The 16029-nt window shown below is 62.4% G+C and carries 15 protein-coding genes; 11 read left to right on the forward strand and 4 right to left on the reverse strand.

Annotation, left to right across the window (positions count from 1 at the left end; genetic code table 11):
• Nucleotides 1-27: 27 nt before the first annotated feature.
• From V6B15_RS05065 to V6B15_RS05075, 3 genes are read left to right on the forward strand one after another with little or no spacing between them, the layout of a single operon-like run.
• Nucleotides 28-1386, forward strand: coding sequence for a hypothetical protein (locus V6B15_RS05065; RefSeq protein ID WP_334200270.1), 1359 nt, complete (start codon nucleotides 28-30; stop codon nucleotides 1384-1386).
• On the forward strand, nucleotides 1383-2237 hold the full coding sequence (locus V6B15_RS05070; RefSeq protein ID WP_334200271.1) for a DNA adenine methylase: 855 nt from the start codon (nucleotides 1383-1385) through the stop codon (nucleotides 2235-2237). Before V6B15_RS05065 ends, V6B15_RS05070 begins: the two co-directional genes overlap by 4 nt.
• Before the next feature lie 30 nt (nucleotides 2238-2267).
• Nucleotides 2268-3146 (forward strand): HNH endonuclease, encoded by an 879-nt coding sequence (locus tag V6B15_RS05075; protein ID WP_334200272.1) that lies wholly within the window; start codon nucleotides 2268-2270, stop codon nucleotides 3144-3146.
• A 201-nt stretch (nucleotides 3147-3347) separates the two neighbouring features.
• On the opposite strand, the gene V6B15_RS05080 is transcribed toward V6B15_RS05075, so the two are convergent.
• Nucleotides 3348-4202, reverse strand: coding sequence for a hypothetical protein (locus V6B15_RS05080; RefSeq protein ID WP_334200273.1), 855 nt, complete (start codon nucleotides 4200-4202; stop codon nucleotides 3348-3350).
• 443 nt (nucleotides 4203-4645) lie between these two features.
• Here V6B15_RS05080 and V6B15_RS05085 point away from each other — a divergent pair, with 443 nt between their 5' ends.
• From V6B15_RS05085 to V6B15_RS05100, 4 genes are read left to right on the forward strand one after another with little or no spacing between them, the layout of a single operon-like run.
• Nucleotides 4646-6586, forward strand: coding sequence for a TadE/TadG family type IV pilus assembly protein (locus tag V6B15_RS05085; RefSeq protein WP_334200274.1), 1941 nt, complete (start codon nucleotides 4646-4648; stop codon nucleotides 6584-6586).
• Complete coding sequence (locus V6B15_RS05090) at nucleotides 6583-7188, forward strand: TadE/TadG family type IV pilus assembly protein (RefSeq protein ID WP_320180060.1); 606 nt, start codon at nucleotides 6583-6585, stop codon at nucleotides 7186-7188. The genes V6B15_RS05085 and V6B15_RS05090 overlap by 4 nt, the downstream gene beginning before the upstream one ends.
• Nucleotides 7185-7835: a TadE/TadG family type IV pilus assembly protein gene (locus V6B15_RS05095; protein WP_334200275.1), complete on the forward strand. Its 651-nt coding sequence runs from the start codon at nucleotides 7185-7187 to the stop codon at nucleotides 7833-7835. The genes V6B15_RS05090 and V6B15_RS05095 overlap by 4 nt, the downstream gene beginning before the upstream one ends.
• Nucleotides 7836-7867: 32 nt before the next feature.
• Nucleotides 7868-8182, forward strand: a complete 315-nt coding sequence (locus tag V6B15_RS05100; RefSeq protein WP_334200276.1) for a hypothetical protein — start codon at nucleotides 7868-7870, stop codon at nucleotides 8180-8182.
• 86 nt (nucleotides 8183-8268) lie between these two features.
• Here the strand turns inward: V6B15_RS05100 and V6B15_RS05105 are convergent, their stop codons facing one another.
• Together V6B15_RS05105 and V6B15_RS05110 are read right to left on the reverse strand one after the other, a co-directional pair.
• Nucleotides 8269-9534 carry a glutamate-5-semialdehyde dehydrogenase gene (locus tag V6B15_RS05105; RefSeq protein WP_334200277.1) on the reverse strand — a complete coding sequence of 422 codons (1266 nt, stop codon included), beginning with the start codon at nucleotides 9532-9534 and terminating at the stop codon, nucleotides 8269-8271.
• A 44-nt stretch (nucleotides 9535-9578) separates the two neighbouring features.
• Complete coding sequence (locus V6B15_RS05110) at nucleotides 9579-10373, reverse strand: pyrroline-5-carboxylate reductase family protein (protein WP_334201327.1); 795 nt, start codon at nucleotides 10371-10373, stop codon at nucleotides 9579-9581.
• A gap of 203 nt (nucleotides 10374-10576) precedes the next feature.
• Between V6B15_RS05110 and proB the strand changes: the two genes are divergently transcribed.
• A complete protein-coding gene (proB, locus tag V6B15_RS05115; protein WP_334200278.1) occupies nucleotides 10577-11725 on the forward strand; it encodes a glutamate 5-kinase in 1149 nt (382 codons plus the stop codon).
• Between the two features lie 67 nt (nucleotides 11726-11792).
• Nucleotides 11793-12596 (forward strand): outer membrane protein assembly factor BamD, encoded by an 804-nt coding sequence (locus tag V6B15_RS05120; RefSeq protein WP_334200279.1) that lies wholly within the window; start codon nucleotides 11793-11795, stop codon nucleotides 12594-12596.
• Between the two features lie 15 nt (nucleotides 12597-12611).
• Here the strand turns inward: V6B15_RS05120 and V6B15_RS05125 are convergent, their stop codons facing one another.
• Nucleotides 12612-13772 carry a GGDEF domain-containing protein gene (locus V6B15_RS05125; protein ID WP_334200280.1) on the reverse strand — a complete coding sequence of 387 codons (1161 nt, stop codon included), beginning with the start codon at nucleotides 13770-13772 and terminating at the stop codon, nucleotides 12612-12614.
• Nucleotides 13773-13902: 130 nt separating this feature from the next.
• Between V6B15_RS05125 and recN the strand changes: the two genes are divergently transcribed.
• Both recN and V6B15_RS05135 read left to right on the forward strand, forming a co-directional pair.
• Entirely contained in the window at nucleotides 13903-15567 is a 1665-nt protein-coding gene (gene recN / locus V6B15_RS05130; protein ID WP_334200281.1) for a DNA repair protein RecN, read from the forward strand.
• 101 nt (nucleotides 15568-15668) lie between these two features.
• Complete coding sequence (locus tag V6B15_RS05135; RefSeq protein ID WP_442969005.1) at nucleotides 15669-16028, forward strand: endonuclease domain-containing protein; 360 nt, start codon at nucleotides 15669-15671, stop codon at nucleotides 16026-16028.
• Nucleotide 16029: the final 1 nt, after the last annotated feature.

Raw genomic sequence — 16029 nt, forward strand, 5'->3', positions numbered from 1 at the left:
TGCCTTTGACGGGCGGGGGGTCCAAGAATGTTTTCAAAATTCTCCTATGAACAATTGCCGCTGGCATCCATAGATTTGGATAGTCAGAACCCACGTCTTGTGGGCGACGCTGATTTCACATCTGAAACCGAAATAGTAGACTATCTCTTCGAGCACGAGGCACTTGCGGATTTAATCAGTAAGATCGTCGCTGAGGGGAAAAACCGTGGCGCCGAGCAGCCGTATGTAATCAAAGCAAAATCAAAAAATCGATACATCGTAATCGAAGGCAATAGAAGAGTTGCCTCATACAAGCTCCTGACAGGTGAGCTAACTGCCCCGGCTGAGTATGCCGATAAGGTTCCTGACATCTCAGATGAATTTGCGGATACGTTGCGCGTCGTCGATGTTACGATAGCTCCATCTCGATCATCACTCGACAAGATAGTCGCGCGAGCTCATTTCGGCCGTGGCGAAAAAGAACGCTGGAAGTATCTTGGAAATCGCCAAGCGATATACAAGCGGTGGAAGGACGGAGAGAAACTCCTTTCCCTGTCGCGAACCTTTGAAATATCGAAGTCGGATGTTCGAGACTATCTGATTGAATATTTGATATATCTCGAAGCACTGAAGCTGGACTGGACGCCTTCTGAGCGAGAAAAGCTTACGGACCCAAAGCTACAGTTCAATCCGCCGATCAGGTTTCTCCAGACAAGCGGCCACCGTAGCGCAATCGGAATGACTATCGACCGAACCAACGTTTCCGTTGATTTTAAAGATTCTGAATCGAAGAGCAAATTTAAACATCTAATATGGAAAATGCTTCTAGATGAAGACGCGAATGTGAAAGCCACATCCGATTGGGATGCCGTATTCTCCGACTATCAGTCGAATGATGAGGCAGGTGAAGAGGAGGGAGGACAATCGTCCGATAGTGGTAACGAAGCCTCGGACGAGAATGGTCAGGACAAAGAGGGCGATGACCCTTCCGAAGATTCGAAATCGAAGTATTCACCAAAAAAGTATGCTCTTTTTGAGTACGATGTCACAATCAAGAGCGGCCTTCTTGAGCAGCTAATGTACGAGGCTGGCCGACTAAGTGCAAATTCTTATCCGGCTTCTGCAACATCTCTCCTTCGGAGCGTTGTTGAGGCCTTGTTAAAGCACATAATTGATGAGAACGATGCAAACAAAAACGACGTTCAGCTAAGTTTGGAAAAGTCGCTTGACCTATGTTTGAGTAATGCAGTTCAGCTATCAAAACCAGACAAAAAAATACTCAAAAATTTCAAGAAAGATCATTTGGACTATTTGAACCTCGGCGTACATGGTAACGTAATTCCTCATCGCGACAGAACTCTAGCCGCTCGAAACTCAATTGATCCGTTTGTTAAGAAGCACATATGAAGATCGTCTCCCCACTACGCTATCCTGGCGGAAAGGCGAAATTCTTCACTGCTTTTACAGCACTTATCGAGGATAATAGTTTGCTCGGCTGCGGTTATCGTGAGCCGTTTGCCGGCGGCGCTGGACTGGCAATCTTGCTCCTTTGCCACGGTTACGTCGATAAAATTGTCTTGAACGATATCGATGCTGGTGTTGCCAGCTTTTGGAAGCAGTTGGTTTCGGATCCGGATGATCTGTGCCGTCGAATTGCCAGTTGTTCCATGTCGGTTGAGGAATGGCAGAGACAGCGTCGTATTTATGATGACGCCACAGGCTTTGGAAATCCAGAGCTCGCTTTCGCGACATTCTTCTTAAATCGAACCAGCCGTTCGGGAATTATTGCAGGTGCGGGCCCGATTGGCGGCTATGCTCAAACCGGGAAATGGAAGATCGATGCGCGGTTCAACGCGGATGCGTTGATAGCGAACATCATGCGGCTTGCGCGCTTTTCAGAAAAAATTGAAGTTACGAATGAGGATGCACTTGATTGCCTGACCAAGTCGACTCGGGGAGAACTCATTTACATAGATCCACCATATTACGAAAAAGGTCAGCGGCTTTATAGAAACTTCTATAATCATTCTGATCATGTTGAGATTCAAAATGCGATATTGAAATGTAAGACTAAGAATTGGGTCGTATCATACGATGCTGTTGATGAAATTCGTAACATTTACAAAGATTTTTCGCCACACGTCGTAGAGCTTTTGTATAGTGCAGGTAAGCATCGAACTGCAAAAGAACTTGTTTATCTAAGTGAGAACTTGAATGTACCAAAGCTTTGGGATAGTTCTTCGCAATGTGCCGCTTAGCGTAAATTGAAGGTGGCTTTCGGAGTTTTCATGCACAAGGATGGGTCAATTTATGACGACATCCCAGAAGTGCACTACCAGTTTCCGAAAAGCTATCTCAGCCGAGCACAGCAAATGGTCGGCGACTGGATCGTCTATCGCGAGCCGGTCAAGATTCCGAACTCCAAGGGCTTTTTCGCCGTGGCTAAGGTCGAGCGGATCATTCCTGATCCGGATGAATCAGACCGCTATCGCGCGATTATCGAAGCGGGCAGCTATCTGCCATTCGAGCCGACCGTTCCGCATATCGTGAATGGCGAACAGGTTGAGCAGGGCATTCTTAATGAGGCCGGCAACATCTCTGGTCGCGCCCAAGCAGCCGTCCGACCGCTTTCGCATTCGGACTTTGCGCGCATCTTATCGCTCGGCTTGCCGGATGAGGACTTCCTGCCTCGCAGCGATGACGAGATTGTCGAAGATAAGCTTCTCCATGAGCCGCAAACCCCGTTCGAAATCGAACGGCCCATCGTTCAGTCACTCGTTTCCAAGCCATTCCGCGACCGCGCGTTCCGCCGCGCGGTGATGCACGCCTATGATGGCCGCTGCGCGGTGACTGGCTGGAAGCTGGTCAATGGCGGTGGCCGCTTGGAAGCACAGGCTGCGCATATCCGCCCGGTCGAGCATGGCGGCCCTGATAGCGTGCGCAATGGCCTTGCGCTGTCAGGCACGGCGCATTGGATGTTAGACCGTGGGTTGATTGGTTTCAGGGATGATCTTGAGATCATCGTACACCGCAAGGTCAATGATCGCGAGGGTGTCGAGGCGATCATCAATCCCACGGGCAAGCTCAAGGCGCCGGAGATCGAGTCCTATCGTCCGCATCCTAAGTTCCTGTCGTGGCATCGGGAGTTTCACGGGTTCGATGCGTAGCTTCAGCCCTGTTCCGTGAAGTCATTCCGAGTGACGCGTTTTTTGTTTGCGCCCTCAAGCGCCGGGCGGGGCGCATCCGCGCCCCTTGGCTACGCGGCATAAGCCGCGGCGCGCGGTCACGCTTGCACTCGGCTGCGCCTCGCGTGCTAGCGCAAGGTTGTTAGCACGTGGCGAACCGCAGGAAGTGCGGGATATGCGCCCTCAATCCCACCCTTCATCCTTGATCGACCGACAGCGAGGCCCCGTGTCCTCGGCTGGCTCCTCCGGCGCCTCCCGCGCGCTCCTCTCCGGCGACGGTAACGGCATCGCCTCGTCCACCTCGTCCCACTGCGCCTCGGGGTCCTGGTAGAGCTCGTGCTCGGGGTCGTCGTAGCAGAGGTAGCCTTCCTCGCGGTCGAGCGCCTCCAGCCGCCGGTACTCCTTCCACGCGGCGCGGGTGCGGGGGCTTAGCTGGGCGTACCAGTTCTCGTAGGACGCGTTCAGCTTGGTGTTGAGCGAGCGCAGCGTCTCGGCCTCTTCCTCGCCCGCGGCGGCGTTGCGCTCGGCCTCCCATTCCTTGCGCCATTGCTTCTTGAGCCGCTCGAGCTCCATCTTGCCCACCGCATTGAGGCCCTTGGGCTTGCCTTCGGCAAAACGCTCGGGCGCGCGGTTGCGCAGCATGAACATCAGCAGCCGGTCGTTATGCACCGTGCGGCTGCCGACGAGCTTGCCATAGGAATAGACCGGCACCTCGACCCCGTTCAGCGCGCGGTCCATCGCGACATCCTCGATCCGCTGCATGCCGAGATCGAGCGCGGCCTGCCATGCGGCGCGGAAGCTGGCGGCCTCGGGATGGCGGCGCAGGAGATAGGCGCCGACCTCGGCGCGGCCGACCTGGCGGCAGGCGCTGGCGACGCTGCCGGTATCCGCCAGCGCCTCGATAAAGGCGCGCTGGACCTGCGGCTTCCACCCGTTCGACCGCTCGCGCAGGCGCGGGACGGGGGTGAATGCGGGCAACGTGCCGCGCGCGGTGTGGGGGTGTTGGGTGGGGTTGGGGTCGGGGTTCGGGTCGTCCATCTGCGGGGATGGAGCAGATTTGGCGCGTGTAGGAAAATTCGGGGAGGGGGGAGAGGGGGAGGGGGAGGAGGAGGAGTTTTTGCTTTGCGAACCCGCATCCGCGGGTTCGTCCTCGCTAGATGTGCAGCAAGCTGCACCCGCTGCGGGCGGGCGGTCGCCCTTGCCGCTCGCTGGTCGCGACCGGGACTTGCGCGGTAAGATAGCGGATCGCGATGATCCCGAGCCGCAGGCGAGGCAAGGCCGACTGGCCGCCCGCAGCGATGCGACCTTCAGGTCGCGTGAGCGAGGATAGCCTAAGGCTGCGAATGCAGCCGCCGGCGCCTGAGGCTCAAAAGAAACAAAATCCTCCTCCCGCTTACCGAATCTTAACCTCGTCACGATAACGATCAGGCGGGGGCGGTACATCGGTGCCGGGTCCAACCCCATTTCGAAAGTGTTGACCGATGGCCTTGCTGTGTCGTCTGCTCGCGCAATTGTCGCGGGATACACGGGGTAACGTCCTGCCCATCGTCGGCGCGGCGCTGGTGCCGCTGACCATCATGATCGGCAGCGGGGTCGACCTCAGCCGCGCCTATATGGCCAAGAGCAAGATGCAGAGCGCGTGCGACGCCGCCAGCCTCGCCGCGCGGCGGGTGATGAAGGACGACGCGCTGTCGAGCGAGGTCGAGGCCACCGGCAAGGACTTCTTCGGCTTCAACTTCCCGCAGGGGCTGTACGGCACCGCCGGGTTCACGCCCGTGATCAGCCGCTCGGGCCCCGGCGTGGTCCGCGTGGCGGCGGAGACGACGATCCCGACGGTGGTGATGAACCTGTTCGGCTTCGGCTCGCTCCCCGTCTCGGTCAGCTGCGATGCCTCGCTCAATTTCGTCAACACCGATATCGTGCTGGTGCTCGATGTCACCGGCTCGATGGCCGAAAGCATCAGCGGCTCGACCAAGATCGCGGCGCTGCAGGACGCGGTGCTGGCGCTGTATGACGAACTCGCGCCGACGCAGGCGCAGCTCCAGGCGCAGGGTCTGCGGCTGCGCTACGGCGTGGTGCCCTATTCGAGCACGGTCAATGTCGGCCGGCTCGTCTATGGCCAGAACGCGGGCTACATGCGCTCGAACGTGACTGTCCCCTCGCGCGTGGCGAACTTCAACCAGGCGGTCTATACCAGCAATGCCCCGACGCAGAGCGGGTCGTGGGAGGTCTATAACGGCAGCCTGTCGAACAGCGAATGCCAGAATTACGTGGGTGCGCCCAACACCAGCGGAGGGGGGCCGCCGCCCAGCGCGACGACGGTGACCCGCTACCAGGGGACGTCGTCGAGCAACAGCTACAACCAGTCGCAGAACTGGGGCTGGTCGAATGCGCCCGACACCTCGGGCACCAATCGCAGCTGCCGCCGCTGGAAAAGCGTCGAGACCACGACCTACAAGGACAGCGGCACCAAGGCCTTCAGCAACTGGACCTATCGCCAGGTGGAGTACGACACGTCGGACTATATCCGGCCGGGCGGCAAGCTGACCTTCGCCACCAGCGCGGCGGGCACCGTGCCCGCGCCGGGCGGGAGCTACAATGCGCAGCAGCTCGCCGCAGTGGGTACCGGGGTGAGCACGGCCGATGCGGTGTGGAACGGCTGTATCGAGGAACGCGACACCACCACCGGCATCGACGGCGGGACCAGCATGACGATCCCGTCTGGCGCGAAGGATCTCGACATCGACCTGATCCCCGGCAGCGACGCGACGCGCTGGCGCCCGATGTTGCCCGACCTGATCTTCACCCGCAGTGCGGGCACCGCCTCGACCACTTCCAATGCCGATGCCGCCAACACCACCGGCTGGATCAAGAACTATGCCTATAGCCAGGGCTACTGGGCTTGCCCGACCGAGGCGCGCCGGCTCGCCGAATGGGACCGCACCGCGCTCGACACTTACGTCAAGGGCCTGCAGACCGTCGGCGGGACCTATCACGACATCGGCATGATCTGGGGCGCGCGGTTCATCTCCACCGGCGGCGTGTTCGGCGATGGCTGCGACTATTACAACTCGATGCCCTGCAACCGCCATGTGATCTTCATGACCGATGGCGCGCAGACCGCCTATTGCAACGTCTATACCGCTTATGGGGTCGAGCAGAACGACATGCGCACGACCGGTTCGGGCACTTGTTCGAACCAGCTGGCGCGCCATGAGCAGCGCTTCCGCATGGCCTGCAACGCGGCCAAGAACCTCGGCGCCTCGCTGTGGGTCATCGGTTTCGACACCGCGCTCACTGCCAATCTGAGCGGCTGTGCCAGCAGCCCCGGACAGGCGTCGACCGTCGCCGACCGCGCCGCGCTGATCAGCAAGTTCCGCCAGATCGGCAACCAGATCGGCGCGCTGAGGCTGACCCAATGAGGGGCCTCGTCAAACGCTTGCGGCGGGACGAGCAGGGCGCGGCGATCGTCGAGTTCGCGCTGGTGCTGACGCCGCTGCTGCTGTTCCTGATCGGCGGGCTGGACCTCGGCTACCAGGCCTATCTCCGCTCGGTCATCCAGGGTGCACTCAACGATGTCGCGCGGACCGGTTCGCTCGAGGGGCCGACCTTCAACTGCACGGGCGACACAGTAGAGGAGCAGATCGGCTGCGCGATCCAGACGCGTTCGGACGTGATCGCGCGCGGCGCCACCTACCAGATCACCATGCGCAATTTCTACGATTTCTCAGGCATCGGCCGCAGCGAGAAGCTGGTCACCGATTACAATTCGAACGGCCAATACGACCTGGGCGATTGCTTCGTCGATCTCAATGCCAACGGGGCCTACGATACCAGCGCGGGCCGGACCGGCGTCGGCGGGGCGGACGATGTGGTGTTCTACGAAGTGCGGCTGAGCATGCCCCGGCTGTTCCCGATCCACAAATTCATCGACACGACGCCCGACTATCACATCTATGCCACCGCGGCGGTCCGCAACCAGCCTTATGCGGCGCAGAAAGTGCCTTCGACGGTGTGCGTATGAGCCGGAAAACACCCTCTTCGGCGCGGCGCTTCATCCGCGCCCTGATCCGTTCGCGGCGCGGGATCGCCTTGACCGAATTCGCCTTCGCCCTGCCGATCTTCGTCACGCTGCTGTTCGGCGGGCTCGAGGTAATCAATCTGGTGATGGCCCACATGCGCATCAGCCAGATCGCGATTTCGGTGGCCGACAATGCCGGACGCGTGCGCCAGGGGATCGACGAGGCCGATATCTACGAAGTGTTCGCGGGTGCCGACCAGGTCGGGCGCGGAGTCGATTTCGCCACCAATGGGCGCGTGATCCTGTCCTCGCTCGAACCGAACGGCAGGACCGGCGGCCAGGCAGGCCAGATGATCAACTGGCAGCGCTGCTACGGCTCGCTGTCTGCCGCGCCGCGTTACGGCGCACAGGATGCGGGACGCACCAACGGCTCGCTGCGCGATGGGCTGGGCTCGACGGCGAGCAAGATCAAGGCCGCCGAAGGCAGCGCGGTGATGTTTGCCGAAGTGTCCTACCGCTACACGCCGCGGATCCTCCCGAGCATCGTCGCCAACGGTCTCGAGCTGCGTTACGAAAGCGCGTTCAACGTGCGCGAACGGACCAACCAGAACCTGACCAATACGCAGAATCTGGCGGCCAATTCCTGTTAGGCGAGGGGCAACCCTACGGCTTGAAAGCACCCATGATGGACAAGAAATTCGCGCTGTGCATGGCAGGCGGCATATTGCTGGTCGTCGCTTCGACGATGGGCGAGGACGGGCCGGTCACGCGGCTGGCGGGGATGGATGCAAACGGCGCGCGGCAGGGCCAGCAAATCCTGCGCGAACGGACCGGCGCGGCGCCCGCGGCACCGGCGGCGAACAGCGCTGATTGGTACGCGCCCGACCCGGGACCCGTGCAACCGGCGATCCCCGTTTACCGCTATGAGAATGTCGAGGTGCACGTGCCGCAGGAAGTGTTCGACCCGGCGGTCGCCGCAGCCAGCGAGATCCGGTAGGCGGTCCAAACGCAAACCTCCCCGGATACCGACAAGGGCACCGGGGAGGCTTTAATTCGACGCAGCCGCCGGAGCGGCCGGGATGTTTACGGACGGATCTGGCCGTCGCCGTGGACGAGATATTTGAAGCTGCACAATTGTTCGAGGCCGACCGGCCCGCGCGCGTGCATCTTGCCCGTCGCAATGCCGATTTCCGCGCCCATGCCGAACTCGCCGCCATCGGCGAACTGCGTGCTGGCATTGTGCATCACGATGGCGCTGTCGATGCTGGTCATGAACTTGCGCGCGGCATCATCGTCTTCTGTCAGGATCGCATCGGTATGGTGGCTCGAATGCGCTTCCACCCAGGCGATACCTTCATCGAGCCCATCGACGATCTTCACGCTCGCGATGGGGTCGAGATATTCGGTATTCCAGTCTTCCTCGGTCGCCTGCTTCAAGCGGCCGTCGATTGCCACCGCATCGGCATCGCCGCGCAGTTCGCAATCCGCCCCCATCGTGTCGGCGAATTTGGGAATAAAATCCGCTGCCACGGCACGGTCGACGACCACGCTTTCGGTCGCGCCGCACACGCCGGTCCGGCGCAGCTTGGCATTGCGGATCACCTTGACCGCCTTGTCGAGATCGGCGGCGGCGTGGACATAGCTGTGACAATTGCCGTCGAGGTGGAGCAGCGTGGGCACGCTGGCCTGGTCGCGGACCAGTTCGACCAGCCCGCGTCCGCCGCGCGGGATCACCAGATCAACGAATTCATCGGCCTTGAGCAGCGCGGCGACGGCATTGCGGTCGGTCGTGCCGACCGTCTGCACCGCGTCCTCGGGCAGTCCGGCAGCTTTCAGCCCGGCGCGCATGCAATCGACGATCACGCGCGTCGAATAGCGGCTTTCGCTGCCGCCGCGCAGGATAACCGCATTGCCCGATTTGAGGCAGAGCGCGCTGGCATCGGCGCCGACATTGGGGCGCGATTCGTAAATCATGCCGATCACGCCGATTGGCACGGCGACGCGTTCGATGGTGAGGCCGTTGGGCCGCTCGAACGTCGCCAGCTGGCGACCGACGGGGTCGGGCAGTTCGGCGATTTCCTCGAGCGCGCCGGCCATGCCCGCAATCCGCTCCTCGGTCAGGCGCAGACGGTCGATGAAGCTTTCGGGCTTGCTGCCTTCGACGCTCTTCACATCCTTGGCATTGGCTTCGAGCAGATCGGGCGTGCGGTCGCGCAGCGCCTTGGCGGCTTCGCGCAGCGCGGTGTTTTTCGCCTCGGTGCTGGCCGACAGCAGGCCGCGAGCTGCCTTGCGCGCGCGCTGGCCGAGGTCGTGGATATGCAATTGCGGGTCGAGTGTCTGGTCGGTCATAGTATCTCTCATATATCGCGTTTCGGGGCGGGAGTCGCTGGCGTTCAGCGCAACTCGACCGCCCGGTCGTAGGCTGCCTGCAAGGTATCATGCAGGCGCTTGGAAAGGCCACCATCTGCATTGAGCGCGCCGAGACCGGCGGCAGTGGTGCCACCCTTGCTGGTCACCGAATTGCGCAATTCCTCAAGGCTGGGCGCCGACGGTTCGCTGGCCATGGCGATCGCGCCGCCGATCGTGCCGAGCACCATGTCGCGCGCTTCGTCCTCGTCGAAACCCTGCGCCATGGCCGCTTCGGCATAAGCGCGGGCAATCTCGAAGACGTAGCCGGGGCCCGAACCAGCCACGGCGGTCACCTTGTCGAGCTTGTCTTCGCTGCCGACCGTAATGGTTGCGCCTGCGCGGCGCATGAACGCTTCTGCATGGGTGACATGGATCGAACTGGCATGCGGGCCGGGGCAGATGCCGCTGACGCCGCGGCCGATCGCGGCGGGCAGGTTGGGCATCGTGCGGATGACCGGCGCATCACCCATCAGCTTGGAGAGGCGAGGCCCCGAATAGCCGGCGGCGATCGAGAGGACATATCCTCCCGGCGCCAGATGCTCGATATAATCGGCCATGATGTCATCGATCAGCTGTGGCTTCACCGCGGCAACGATGCAGTCGAATCGCTTGTCGGCGATCTGTTCGCGGTCGGTGACGAGAGTGACCTCTTCGGGCACATCGCTACCCGCTGGATCGACCACGGTGATCCTTTCGGGCCCCTCGACCCATTGCGAAAGTAAAGCGGAGCCCATTTTTCCGCATCCGACAATGCAAACAGTTTTTATAATGACTAAAATCCGTTTCCGAGCGCCATGGCTCTTGTGTAATCTTGTGCTTACTTGACTATAAGAAGAGCTTCCTGGAAGCTTACTGCCTTAACTATACCAAATACGATCTTATTCTTGTTAGGCCGGTATTTTCAAAAAGGCGGTTGTGCAGTGCACAACCACTATCTATATTGTGCTCGAGAAATTTCAAGCCTACGCAACATTCGAAAAATATGACCCAAAAACGAAACATCGTCGTCAAAATCGGTTCGGCCCTCCTCGCCAACCAACAGCTCCTTACTCCGCGTTATGGCTTCCTCCAGCGCCTGCTGGAAGACATTGCCCAGTTGCGCGCCGAAGGTACCAATGTGATCCTGTGCTCGTCGGGCTCGGTCGCACTGGGACTGCGCATCATCGGGGAAACGCCCGAAAGCGCCGGAGTATCCGACAAGCAGGCCGCCGCCGCCTGCGGTATGCCGCTGCTGCTCAATGCCTATAAGCAGGTCGGGCACGAGTTTGGCTTCGAGATTGCCCAGGTGCTGCTCACGCTGGGCGATTTCGAGGATCACCGCCGGTTCCTAAACACGCGCAACACCGTGCACCGCCTGCTCCAGTCCAACGTGGTCCCGATCGTCAACGAGAACGATACCATCACCACCGAGGAAATCCGTGTCGGCGACAACGACCGGCTGGCGGCCAAGGTCGCGCAGATGGTCGGCGCGGACGATTTCGTGATTCTCACTGGCGTCGACGGCCTCTACGACCGCAATCCCGACGATCCCGAGGCGCAATTCGTGCCCGAAGTCGAGGATGTCAGCCTGTATATGGACGCGACCAAAGGCAAGAGTACGCTCGGCACGGGCGGGATGGAGACCAAGCTGCTGGCCGCCAACATGGCGCAGGAAGCGGGCGTCACCACCTGGATCGCGCAGGGCGAGGCGGATCGTCCGGTTTCTAGCGTGCTGGCGCAGACGCGCCGCTCGACCAAGATTCTCCCGCATCCCAATCCGCTGTCGGGCTGGGACAGCTGGATCGCCAACCGCCTGCAGATGGCGGGCAGCCTGGTGATTTCCGACACCACCGCCTCGGGGCTGGGGGGCGATCGCCCGATCCGCCGCGGCGACGTGATCTCGATGACCGGAGATTTCTCGCGCGGCGACGTGCTCCATATCTACGACAGTAAGGGCATCGAACGTGCCCGCGGGCTGAGCGATTTCACCTCGGAGGAATTGCGCGTTCTGACGAGCAATCCCGATACGCAGGCCGAACAATTGCTCGGTTATCGCACCAAGGGCGAAGTGATCCGCAGCGCCAATCTGGTGATGCTCGAAAACCGCCACCTGTTGTGGGATGCGCCCGAAGAAATTTCCAGCGCACAATAGCCCTCGGGGGACAGCGGCGCGAACTTCACTTGGCGTTCATCGGGACGCTGGTTATAGGCTGCTTCCCATGACAACCCAGACCCGCTCCACCCCCAAGCTCATCCTCGGCGCCGCGCTCGCGGGTGCGACGCTCCTCACCGCCGGATGTGCGGGCCGCGACAACGGCCCCCGCGACACCGCCTATGTCGCGCGCGACGTGGAAACGCTGTACTGGGAGGCCAAGCGCCGGCTCGACAACGGCCAGGCCGAAATGGCCGCCGCGCTGTTCGACGAGGTCGAGCGCCAGCATCCCTATTCGCCCTGGGCGCGCCGGGCGCAGCTGATGGGTTCGTTCAGCTATTACGTCGCGCAGGATTACAACAAGGCGATCCAGGCGGCGCAGCGCTTCCTGCAGATCCACCCGGGCAACAAGGACGCGCCTTACGCCTTCTACCTGATCGCGCTCAGCTATTACGAGCAGATCAGCGACGTGCAGCGCGACCAGAAGATCACCGACCAGGCGCTGACCGCGCTCAACGAGATCAACCGCCGTTTCCCCACCAGCGATTACGCCGCCGACGCGCGGCTCAAGATCGACCTCGTGCGCGATCACCTCGCGGGCAAGGAAATGGAGATCGGCCGGCATTACGAACGCTCGGGCAAGTGGATCGCGGCGCAGATCCGCTTCCAGAACGTGGTCGACAATTACGAGACCACCAGCCACGCGCCCGAAGCGCTGTACCGGCTGACCGAAACCAGCCTTGCGCTGGGGATTCCGGCCGAAGCGGTGAAATATGCCGCGGTGCTCGGGGCGAACTATCCGGGCAACGACTGGTACGACAAGGCGTATGAGCTGGTCCAGGACCACGCAGCGGGCGTGAACCCCAGCTGATCGGCGCCCCCCGAGTCAGGCGCGGCGTGCGCGCAAGGCCTCGACCTGGGCGCTGGACGCCGCCTCTGCATCGAATGACATGACCCGGTTGCGGCCTTCGTTCTTGGCGCGATAAAGCGCGCGATCGGCCTCGCCATAGAGCGCGGTCCAGTCCTCGGGACCGGCCACCACCGCATCCGCCACCCCGATGCTCGCAGTGATCTGTTCGCCATGCGGCATGTAGGCGCCGCGGATTTCGCCCAGCACCTGCAGCGCGATCGCCGGGTCGAGCGTGTCGGCGCTGGCGAGCAGCGCGAACTCCTCGCCCCCCAGCCGTGCGGCGCAGATCTCGCCGCGCGCATGAATCGCCAGCAGTTCGGCGAAAGCGCGTAGCACATCGTCGCCCATATCGTGCCCGAAGCGGTCGTTGATATTCTTGAAGCGGTCGATATCGACCACCATCAGCCGCACTGCGCGGCCGCGCTCGGCAAAGCCTTCGAAATGCTCCATCAGCGCGCGGCGATTGGCGAGGCCGGTGAGCGGATCGTGCCGCGCCAGCTCGGCCGATCTGTAGCGTTCCTCGACCAGGCTCAGCAGCAAATGGTGGTGCCGCCGCATCATCAGCAGCTGGAATCCCACCGCGATGACCACTGCGGTGGCCAGCACCGCGTCCATCACCTGACCCGTGCTCGCCAGCGCGGCGGCCACCGGGCCCAGCGTCACCAGCAGCACCGACAGGCCGATGCCGCGCACCGCGGTCAGGCAATAGCCGAGCATCAGCGCGCCGAGCGACATGATCGCGGGGTAGTAGATCCGCGTTTCGACCGGCGCGCTTGCCCAGCTGGCGATGCACCAAACACTGCCGACCGCGGCTGAGAGCAGGCACAGCTTCCACACCGTGGCGATGACCCGCCGCGCATCTTGCGTGGTCGAGGTGTCGAAATCGATCGGGCGCGCCAGCAGGATCAGGCAGAGCGTGGCAAGCGCCAGCACCACCAGCGGCAGCCCGTAGGCGACCAGCGGCCCCGCACCCGGGCTCGCCCCATAGGCGACCACCGGCAGGCTGAGGATGAAGCCGGCGAACAGCAGCCGCGCCTGGCCGATCATGTGGTGGGCAGTGAGCATGGTGAAGTCGTCCCGCAGATGCGCGGGAATGCCCGGCCCGCCAAGGCCGTTCAGGATGCTTCGCCAAAACACCCCTATGCCATAATATAGCATTTGCTAATTCGACGTTTACGGATGCGCCGGATCGTGCGGCTCTCAAGCTTGTCGATTGCGCGCAAAGGCTTGCTGACTTGGCTGGCGGCAGCGGCTAACAGGGCCTGGCATGCTGACCCGGCTATCCATCCGCAATATCGTGCTGATCGAGGCGCTCGACCTCGCCTTCGGGCGCGGGCTCGGCGTGCTCACCGGCGAAACAGGTGCGGGCAAGTCGATCCTGCTCGATGCGCTGGGGCTGGTGCTGGGCAATCGCGCCGACAGCGGGCTGGTGCGCGGCGGTGAGGACAAGGCCAGCGTTTCGGCCACCTTCGACTTCAACACCCTGCCGCGCGGGCTTACCCGATTGCTCGACGATGCGGATATCGAATTGGAGGACGGCGAACCGCTGATCGTGCGGCGCCAGCTCAAACCCGACGGCAAGAGCCGCGCCTTCGTCAACGACCAGCCGGTCAGCGTCGGCCTGCTGCGCGACATGGCGGGCTTCCTCGTCGAACTGCATGGCCAGCATGACGATCGCGGGCTGGTCAATCCGCGCGGACACCGGGCGCTGCTCGACCGGTTCGCCGGGGCGGACACCGCGCGGGTCGCGGAGGCGTGGAGCAAATGGCGCAGCGCCGAGGAGGCGCTGGCCGAAGCGCGCGGCGCGGTGGAAACCGCCAAGGCCGACCAGGATTTGCTGCTCGCGCATCTCGCCGAACTGACCGCGCTCGAACCGCAGGCGGGCGAAGAGGCACGGCTCGCCGCAACCCGCGCGGACATGCAGAAGGGCGAGAAGCTGTCGGGCGATCTCGAGGAACTGCGGCATTTGTGGGAAGGCTCGGATTCGCCGCTCGCCTCGCTGCGCGTGGCGGCGCGGCGGCTCGACCGCATCGCGCCCGAACACCCGCTGCTGGCCGAAGCGCTGGGCGCGCTTGACCGCGCGGTGATCGAGGCGGGCGAGGCGGAAGAGAAGCTGCAGGCCGCCGCCGAGGCGCTGGTCCACGACCCCGCCGCGCTTGATGCCGCCGAAACCCGGCTGTTCGAACTGCGTGCGCTAGCGCGCAAGCACCGCTGCGAGGTCGACGAACTGCCCGAACTGATGCGAACGATGCGCGGCCAGCTCGAAAGCATCGAGGGCGGCGAGGCCGAGCTCGATGCGCTCGAAGCGGCTGCGAAGGATGCCGGCGCGGGCTACCGCGCGGCGGCCGAAGCGCTGCACGCCAGCCGCATTGCCGCCGCGCTGCGGCTCGACGAGGCGGTGACGCGCGAACTGGCGCCGCTCAAGCTCGACGCTGCGCGTTTCCGCACTGCGGTGACGGCCTTGCCCGAGGACAAATGGGGCGCGAGCGGCATGGATGCGGTCGAATTCCTCATCGCCACCAATCCCGGCGCCGATTTCGCGCCGCTCACCAAGATTGCCAGCGGCGGCGAACTGTCGCGCTTCATCCTCGCGCTCAAGGTCGCGCTGGCCGAGCAGGGCGGGGCGGCGACGGTGATCTTCGACGAGATCGACCGCGGCGTCGGCGGAGCGGTCGCCAGCGCGATCGGCGAACGGCTCGCGCGGCTCTCCGCCGACGGGCAATTGCTCGCGGTAACGCACAGCCCGCAGGTCGCCGCACGCGGGCGCATGCATTACATGATCGCCAAATCGAGCGACGGCACGGTGACCAAGACCAGCGTCGCGCTGCTCGACGAAGGCGGGCGGCAGGAAGAGATCGCGCGCATGCTCTCGGGAGCCGAGGTTACGCCTGAAGCGAGGGCGCAGGCCGATCGGCTGCTGGAGGGCGTGTGATGCCCGCGCCAAAAGCCCCCTCTTCTTCAGAGGAGGGGGTTGGGGGTGGTGGCGTCTCGCCAGAGACGCTTCGTGTTCGCGCCGCCCGAATGCGCCGCGATATGCCCGAACCCGAACGGCGGTTGTGGAACGAGGTGCGCGGCAGGCGTCTGGATGGTTTCAAGTTCCGGCGACAGGTCGTGATCGGGCACCGGATCGTGGATTTCTTCTGTCCGGCGAAAGGGCTGGTGGTGGAAGTGGATGGCGATACACATGACCCGGTGACCGATGCGGACCGCGATGGAACGATGCTTCGGGACCATGGATTTACGACCGTGCGTTTCACCAATCACCAGATCATGCGCAATCTGGACGGGGTGCTGGAGAAGTTGACGAGCGTGCTTGAAGAAACAGCGGATCGCTGGCCGAAAGGTCGCGAACACCACCCCCAAACCCCCTCCTCTGAAGAAGAGGGGGCCTAGA

Source organism: Qipengyuania sp. Mu-71, assembly GCF_036867055.1.
Taxonomy (GTDB): Bacteria; Pseudomonadota; Alphaproteobacteria; order Sphingomonadales; family Sphingomonadaceae; genus Qipengyuania; species Qipengyuania profunda.